The 7,496-nt window shown below is 68.4% G+C and carries 7 protein-coding genes and 1 tRNA gene; 5 read left to right on the forward strand and 3 right to left on the reverse strand.

All coding sequences use genetic code 11. The annotated features are described in order from the left end of the window. The first annotated feature begins 89 nt into the window (after positions 1 to 89). The 5 genes from plsX (at position 90) to HUK84_RS07580 (ending at position 3,629) form a co-directional block, all read left to right on the forward strand. Positions 90 to 1,187: a phosphate acyltransferase PlsX gene (gene plsX / locus HUK84_RS07555; RefSeq protein ID WP_176639743.1), complete on the forward strand. Its 1,098-nt coding sequence runs from the start codon at positions 90 to 92 to the stop codon at positions 1,185 to 1,187. 52 nt (positions 1,188 to 1,239) lie between these two features. After that, the gene (locus HUK84_RS07560; protein ID WP_176639744.1) at positions 1,240 to 2,214 is read left to right on the forward strand and encodes a beta-ketoacyl-ACP synthase III; all 975 of its coding nucleotides are present in this window, start codon (positions 1,240 to 1,242) and stop codon (positions 2,212 to 2,214) included. Positions 2,215 to 2,319: 105 nt separating this feature from the next. Next, entirely contained in the window at positions 2,320 to 2,655 is a 336-nt protein-coding gene (locus HUK84_RS07565; protein ID WP_317135251.1) for an integration host factor subunit alpha, read from the forward strand. 95 nt (positions 2,656 to 2,750) lie between these two features. Continuing rightward, a complete protein-coding gene (locus HUK84_RS23135) occupies positions 2,751 to 3,482 on the forward strand; it encodes a MerR family transcriptional regulator (protein WP_374729287.1) in 732 nt (243 codons plus the stop codon). A 73-nt stretch (positions 3,483 to 3,555) separates the two neighbouring features. Beyond that, positions 3,556 to 3,629: transfer RNA gene (locus tag HUK84_RS07580), tRNA-Pro, on the forward strand. A gap of 66 nt (positions 3,630 to 3,695) precedes the next feature. On the opposite strand, the gene HUK84_RS07585 is transcribed toward HUK84_RS07580, so the two are convergent. From HUK84_RS07585 to HUK84_RS07595, 3 genes are all read right to left on the reverse strand, one after another. Continuing rightward, entirely contained in the window at positions 3,696 to 4,820 is a 1,125-nt protein-coding gene (locus HUK84_RS07585; protein ID WP_176639746.1) for an AI-2E family transporter, read from the reverse strand. 82 nt (positions 4,821 to 4,902) lie between these two features. Next, positions 4,903 to 6,981 (reverse strand): S9 family peptidase, encoded by a 2,079-nt coding sequence (locus HUK84_RS07590; protein ID WP_176639747.1) that lies wholly within the window; start codon positions 6,979 to 6,981, stop codon positions 4,903 to 4,905. Between the two features lie 97 nt (positions 6,982 to 7,078). Then, positions 7,079 to 7,496: DUF3574 domain-containing protein (locus HUK84_RS07595; RefSeq protein WP_176639748.1), on the reverse strand; the 418-nt coding region annotated here is incomplete at its 5' end.

Genomic DNA, 7,496 nt, shown 5'->3' on the forward strand with positions numbered 1-7,496 from the left:
ATGGCCGGCCGGTCGCCGGCCGCCCCGCCCCGCGGGACGCCGTCCCGTGGCGGGTTGTGGTTTTGGTGTTCTCCCGGCAGAAGGCAGGCATGAGCGAGACAGGTTCCTCTTTTTCCGGGGCTGAGCCCTTCACGCTGGCCATCGACGGCATGGGTGGGGATGGCGGTCCGGAAGTCGTGGTGGCCGGTCTGGCGATTGCGGCGGACAGGCATCCTGGCGCGCGGGTCCTGCTGATCGGGGATGAGGCGGCGTTGCGCGCGCAACTGGCGCGCCATCCCAAGGCGGCGGCGATCTGCACGATCCGGCCGGCCGGCAGCGCCATCGCCATGGACATGAAGCCGACCGCGGCGCTGCGGGTGCGCGATTCGTCGATGCGCCTGGCGATGGATGCGGTGGCCCAGGGCGAGGCCCAGGGCGTGGTGTCCGCCGGCAATAGCGGCGCGATGCTGGCGCTGGCCAAGATCGTCGTCAAAACCCTGCCGGGCGTCTCGCGTCCGGCCATGGCGGCCATCAGCCCGACCCTGAAGGGCGACGTGGTGATGCTGGACCTGGGTGCCAACGTCGCCTGCGACTGGCGCAACCTGGTTGAATTCGCGGTGATGGGCGCGGCCTTCGCCAATGCGGTGCTGGGCCTGCGGGCGCCCACGATCGGCCTGCTGAATGTCGGTTCGGAAGAGCTGAAGGGCGACGAGAGGCTGCGCCAGGCGGCGGACGTGCTGCGCAACAGCCCGCTGGCCGCGCAATTCCACGGTTTTATCGAAGGGCATGACATCACGGCGGGAACGACCGACGTGGTCGTGACCGACGGATTTACCGGCAATGTCGCCCTGAAGACCGGGGAAGGCGCGCTGAAGATGGCGTTCGTCCTGCTGCGGCAGGTCTTCCGGTCGGGCCTGTTGGCCAAGCTGGGCTATCTGCTGGTCCGGCCGGGGCTGGAGCGGATGCGCGAGTGGCTGGATCCGCGCCGCTATAACGGCGCGGTATTCGTGGGGCTCAACGGCGTCGTCGTGAAATCGCATGGCGGGACCGACGCCGAAGGCTTTGCAGCGGCGGTGGACGTTGCCATGGATATGGTGACGCACCGGTTCAACGAGAGCATTCGCGAACAATTGTTGCGCATGGAATCGCTGACGGCCATGCGGCCGGGGGCGGACAAGGAGCAGCCGGCGGTTGCCGCCGTAAGCTGATCCGCAGCCCTGCCCGACCGGCGGCCTGGCTTGGCGGTTTGGAATGATGGACATGATGGCGAGACGTTCGCTTCTGGTCGGGTTCGGCGGTTATCTGCCGGACCGGATCGTGACCAATGATGAGCTGGCGACGCGCCTCGACACGTCGGACGAATGGATCAGGGCCCGGACCGGAATCGCCCAGCGCCATATCGCGGGGCCCGGCGACACGGCCGTGAGCATGGCCAGCGCGGCGGCGTCGCAGGCGCTGGACTATGCCGGCATGCGGGCCGGGGACGTGGGCGCCGTCATCGTGGGCACCAGCACGCCGGACCAGGCTTTCCCGGCGACCGCGGTCAGGGTGCAGGCCGAACTGGGCATGACCGGAGGGTTCGGCTTCGATCTGGCCGCGGCGTGCTCGGGCTTCATCTACGCGCTGTCGATGGCGGATTCGCTGATCCGCAGTGGGCAGGTCGATTCGGTTCTGGTGATCGGCAGCGAAGTCTATTCACGGATCGTCGACTGGTCGGATCGGGGCACCTGCGTGCTGTTCGGCGACGGGGCCGGGGCGGTGCTGCTGCGCGCGGCGGGAGACGAGGATGAGGACCGGGCGGGGATCCTGTCGACCCACCTGCATTCCGACGGGCGGACTGGCGACCTGCTTTATGTCGACGGGGCGGTCGGGCAGCGCGAGAAGAGCGGATTCCTGCATATGCGCGGGCGCGACGTGTTTCGCCACGCGGTGGCCAAGCTGTCGGATTCGGTCGATGAGGTGCTGCGGGTCAATGGACTGAGCCATGGCGACGTGTCGTGGCTGGTGCCGCACCAGGCCAATCTGCGGATCATCGAGGGCGTGGCGCGCAAGCTGGAATTGCCGCCCGAGCGGGTGATCGTGACGGTCGACCGCCATGCCAATACCTCGGCGGCGTCCATTCCGCTGGCGCTGAACGAGGCTGTGCGCGACGGGCGGATCAGGCCGGGCGACCTGGTGCTGATGGAAGCGCTGGGCGGCGGGTTGACCTGGGGATCGGCGCTCGCGCGGATCTGAGGTGGAGCGAGGCCGGGGGCGGGCCGTGTCCGGGCCATTCGGGCGAATCTGTGAAGATGAAAAATTGACGCCGGTCAATGCATTGAATTGACGGTGCATCGCGGCGTGCCTAGGTTTGCTGGCATGAGCACAGTGACCCGCGCCAGTCTGGCAGAACATATCTATAGTCAGGTCGGACTTTCCCGCAACGAGTCGGCGGACTTGCTCGAACACGTGCTTGAGCGGGTCGCCAAGGAACTCGAAGCCGGAAATACGGTCAAGATCAGTGGCTTCGGAACCTTTTCCGTCCGTCAGAAGGGGCGCCGGACCGGCCGCAACCCCAAGACCGGGGTGGAGGTGCCGATCCTGCCGCGATCGGTGCTGGTGTTCCGGCCCAGCCAGTTGCTGCGGTCGCGCGTGAACGGCCAGCCGGACGACGGAAACGAGGAAGACGGCGAATGAGCTCCGCCAGCCCAGGGCAGGAATTCTGGCAGGATGATGCCTCGGCCCATGCGGTGGAGGCCGCCGGCGGATATGGCCAGGCGGGAGATGGCCGGATGGAAGAGGAACAGGCGGGGGACGACCCGGCCGGGCGGCTGAAGAAGGCGCCCCATGCCTTTCGCACCATCAGCGAGGTGGCGGACGAACTGCATGTGCCGCAGCATGTCCTGCGTTTCTGGGAGACGCGATTCAGTCAGGTGCGTCCGCTGAAGCGCGGGGGTGGCCGGCGTTATTACCGGCCCGACGATATCGAACTGCTGCGCCGGATTTCCGATCTGCTCTATGTCCAGGGCTATACGATCAAAGGCGTGCAGCGGATGCTGCGTGAAGGCGCGGATGTCGTCGTTCCGGCCGGGTCGGCGGACGGGAGCGACGACGAGGATCTGTTCGGCCAGCCCGAGGAGAGCCCGGCGCATGGAGCGGCGGCCGCGGCCGGGCAGGACGGCGTGGCGGGTCCTGAATCGACGGATCCTGAATCGGCAGGCTTCGAACCGACAGACCCTGGGCTGGTTTGTGCGGAGCCGGTCATTCTGGGGGCGGAAAGCGCCCCCGACGTTGCGGAGCAGGCGCCGTTCGTGACGCCGCCGGCCGCAGCATCCATTTCCGATACCGTCCCGCCTTCGGGTCCGTCCCAGGGGGTGGAGATTTCGGGCGTCGAGTCTTCGGAGACGCGGCCGGCGGCGGATGCGGAATCCGAGCGAATCCGGCAGGAGAACCTGCTGCTGAAGGACAGTCTGCGCGGGATTCTGGTGGAATTGCGCGCCCTGCGGCGGCTGATTCCGGTCTGAGCCGGATTCGGGCCGCGAACACGGGTTGCGGTCCGCGCCGGGCGCTGCTACACGGCGTGTCGTCGCAGACGGACGGGCAGTAGCGCAGCCTGGTAGCGCATCAGTCTGGGGGACTGGGGGTCGTGGGTTCGAATCCCGCCTGCCCGATATTCCCGTCTGCGACCGTTTTCCCTTCTTTCGATGAGTTGGATCATGCGGGGTATCGGCCCCGCGTCAGCCTCCGTCCAGGCAGCGGTCGCGCGTCCAGTTGCGCCACATCAGGTGCATGACCGCCATGATGGCCGGGCCCATGAAGAGGCCCAGCAGGCTCCAGCTTTCGACGCCGCCCAGGATGCCCGTCAGGACCCACAGGAAGGGCAGTTCGGTCGAGCCGCCGATCAGGGCCGGGCGGACGAAATGGTCGGCCACGAAGATCACCGCCATCCCCAGCCCGAGGATGGCCAGGGCGGCGATCGTCGCCCCCTTGACCAGCAGCAGCAATGTCACCAGCCCCACCGCTATGACGGCGCAGAACGGGATCATGGCCGCGACGGCGGTGAAGACGCCGAACAGGAACGGATGTGGGGCGCCGGCGATCAGGTAGGCGACCCCCATGACCGCGCCTTCGCCGATTCCCACCAGGACCAGGCCGGCGACCGTGCCGTGGACCGAGGCGATGATCTGCTGGGCGATCGTCTCGCCCCGCTTGCCGAAGGCGCGGCGCGAGACGATGAGGCATTGGCGGATGATGGTGTCGCCGTCCTTGAGCAGGAAGAACAGGGTCAGGATCGAGAACGAGAACAGCAGGCCGCGATGGAAGATCTGCTCGCCCACGCGCTGGGTGACCTGCATGGAATGGCCGAGATTGAAGGAATGCAGGAAGCCCGATACGTCGTCGGGGTTCTGCAGGTGGCTTTCCCACCAGCCGCCGAGCGATGCGGCCCCGAAGGGCAGGCGGTGGATCCAGGTGGGGACCGGCACGCCGGAATGCCGGGCCTCGTTCATCCAGGCCGCGACGCCCTGGGCCTCGCGCGCCGCTTCGAGCGCGAATATCCCCAGCGGGACCAGGAAGATCAGCGCGATCACGATGGTGAACAGCAGCGGCAGCAGGATGCCGTTCGATTGCGCCGCCCGGCGCCGCCGGACGGCGGCATAAGGCGGCCAGGCGGTGATCGCGAAGATGCCGCCCCAGACCAGCGCGGCCAGGAAGCCATGGACGGTGTAGAGCGCGAGCAGGGTGAAGAACACCGCCAGCAATCCCCGGGCGATGCGCTGCGCACGCAGTTGCTCGCGCATCTGGCGGAAGGGCGCGCGATCCGATGGCGGGGGCAGCAGGGCCGGGGGGGCAGTGTCCGTCATGCGCATCGTCCTTGGGAGCAGATCCGTCGAGAGTGGCCGTGTCGGGCGGGGGAGTGTTTCATGTCCGTCTGCGTATCGTGGGTCAGGCGGGCTGGGACATCGTTGCTGCCCAGATGGCGAACGCCTGGATGAGGGCGGATTCCTTCAGCGAGTCGAAGCGCCCCGAGGCGCCGGCATGTCCGGCCTCCATATTCGTGCGCAGCAGGATCGGGCGGGTGGCGGTGGTATGGGCGCGCAGGCGGGCGACCCATTTGGCGGGTTCCCAGTAGGTCACGCGCGGGTCGGTCAGGCCGCCGATCGCCAGGATGGCCGGATAGGGACGCGGTGCGACCTGTTCGTAGGCCGCGTAGCCGGCGATCAGGTCATAGGCGGCTTCGTCCTGCAGCGGGTTGCCCCATTCCGGCCATTCGGGTGGTGTCAGGGGCAGGCTGGTGTCGGACATGGTGTTCAGTTCGTCCACGAAGGGCACCACGGCGACGATGCCGGCCCACAGATCGGGCCGCATGTTGGCGATTGCGCCCATGACCATGCCGCCGGCCGAACGGCCGTCGCCGACGATCCGGCCGGCGCGGGTGAAGCACGCGGTGATGAGTTCCTCGGCGCAGGCGATGAAATCGGTGAAGCTGTTGGGCTTGTTGCGGCCGCGCCCGCCCAGGAACCAGTTCCAGCCTTTTTCGGACCCGCCCCGGACATGGGCGATGGCGTAGAACCAGCCCCGGTCCACCAGGCTGAGCGCTTCGGTGGAGAAGGTCGGTTCGATCGCGTGGCCATAGGCGCCGTAGCCATAAAGCAGCAGCGGCGCCGAGCCGTCGATGGGCGTGCCGCGCCGGCCCAGCACGGTGATGGGCACCTGTTCGCCGTCGGGCGCGGTGGCGGTCAGCCGCCAGCAGCGATAGAGCGCCGGGTCGTGGCCCGAGGGGATGTCCTGGGTCTTGAGCAAATGGCGCGTGCGAGCCTGCATGTCGTAGGCATGCCATTGCCGCGGCGTGGTCGGCGACTGATAGACATAGCGCAGTTCGCGCGTGTCATATTCATAGCTGCCCGAGAGGGAGAGGACGTAGGCGTCCTCGTCGGATGAAAGGGTGTGCTGCCGGCCGTCGGTGTCGCGGATCACCAGGGCGGTGTTGGCGTCGCGGCGTTCGCGCCAGACCAGGTGGCCCGAGAAGGCCATGCAGCCGGTGATGTAGCGCCCGGGTTCGTGCGGCACGAGGTCGCGCCAGTTGGCGCGGCCGGGCGCAGTGTCGGGGGCTTCGGCCAGCTTGAAATCGACCGCGCCGTCGGCGTTGGTCAGGATAACGAAGCGGTCGCCCCAATGGCTGAGGTCATAGCGCACGCCGTTGCGGCGCGGTTCGACGCAGCGCGGCGCGTCCTCGGGCCGTGCGCCGGGGATCAGCCAGGATTCGGACGTGTCCTGGTTGCTGGCGGAAATGACGATCCAGCGCCCGGAGCGGCTGGCCTCGACCCCGATGAAGAAGCCCGGATCCTGTTCGTGATAGACCAGCGTGTCGGCATCGGTGCCGATCCGACGGCGGAAGATCCTGGTGGGGCGGCCGTGGTCGTCGCGCCAGGTCCAGAACAGCCAGGCCGAGTCCGGCGAGAAGGTGAAATTGCCGCTGCAGCTTTCGATCGCGGGGCCGACCTGCGCGCCGCTGGCGATGTCGCGGATGACGATGCGGTAGATTTCGGAGCCCTGGCTGTCCTCGGCATGGGCGAACAGCCTGTGGTCGGGGCTGTGGGCGGTGGCGGCAACCGAGAAATAATCATGCCCCCGGGCCGCCTGGTCGACATCCAGCAGGACGGTTTCGTCTTGCGGCCTGCCCTCGGGGTGACGGGCATGGATCGGATGCTGGGCACCGGCGGCGAAGCGCATATAGTAGCGCCAGGGACCGTGCGGCAGGGCGGGATAGCTGTCATCCTGGCGGATGCGGCCCTTCATCTCGGCGACGATGTCGGCCTGCAGCGCCTCGGTCGGGGCGAGGATGGCGGCGGTATAGGCGTTTTCCGCATGCAGGTGAGCCGCGATGTCGGCGCGCAGCACCGACGGGTCGCGCAGGACGTCCTGCCAGTTCTCGTCCTTCATCCACGCATAGTCGTCGACGCGGACCCGTCCGAGCTGCGTGATCCGGCGCGGATCCGTGCGGGCGACGGGGGGCGTGGTCATGGGCATCTTCTCCAGCGCAAGGCGCCGCCCGGCGGACGCGGACGGGCCGTCGGGGGCAACCATACAGGAGGCGCCGCACGCGCGACAGGGGCGCGGGTCAGAACGCCTGGCAGCCCGGGCGGATCGTCAGGCCGACCGATTGCTGCTGGAAACGCTGCCGGTAGGACGTGCGGATGGCGGCGATCCGGGCGAGCAGGTCCGGCGTCGCCACGCCGGCGGCGATCCAGACGATGCGCGAGGGCTCGTGGGTGACGCGGCCGGTGACGCGATCGCGCCATTGCCCCATGGTCTGGAAGACGCTGAGCCCGTCGGGGAAGCGCGGCGTGACCTCATCGCGCAGGAAGGCGGCCCATTCCGTGTCCGTGATCGCGCGGCCGTCGGGACGGGTCAGGCCGAACAGCAGGGAGATCTCGATGCCCTGGTGCGCGCCGAACGGCGTGCAGGACAGGCCGCCCAGGGTGGGAGCGGGGGCCGGGGCAGGGGCCTGATCAGGGGCAGGGGGCGAACAGGCCGCG

Origin of the sequence: Nguyenibacter vanlangensis (genome assembly GCF_013376155.1) — a bacterium.
In the GTDB taxonomy this organism is placed as follows: Bacteria; Pseudomonadota; Alphaproteobacteria; order Acetobacterales; family Acetobacteraceae; genus Gluconacetobacter; species Gluconacetobacter vanlangensis.

Bases quoted from the DNA above. Each gene is read 5' to 3' on its own strand.
- plsX (WP_176639743.1), top strand. From the start codon at position 90: ATGAGCGAGACAGGTTCCTCTTTTTCCGGGGCTGAGCCCTTCACGCTG.
- HUK84_RS07560 (WP_176639744.1), top strand. From the start codon at position 1,240: ATGATGGCGAGACGTTCGCTTCTGGTCGGGTTCGGCGGTTATCTGCCG.
- HUK84_RS23135 (WP_374729287.1), top strand. From the start codon at position 2,751: ATGGAAGAGGAACAGGCGGGGGACGACCCGGCCGGGCGGCTGAAGAAG.
- HUK84_RS07585 (WP_176639746.1), bottom strand. From the start codon at position 4,820: ATGACGGACACTGCCCCCCCGGCCCTGCTGCCCCCGCCATCGGATCGC.
- HUK84_RS07590 (WP_176639747.1), bottom strand. From the start codon at position 6,981: ATGACCACGCCCCCCGTCGCCCGCACGGATCCGCGCCGGATCACGCAG.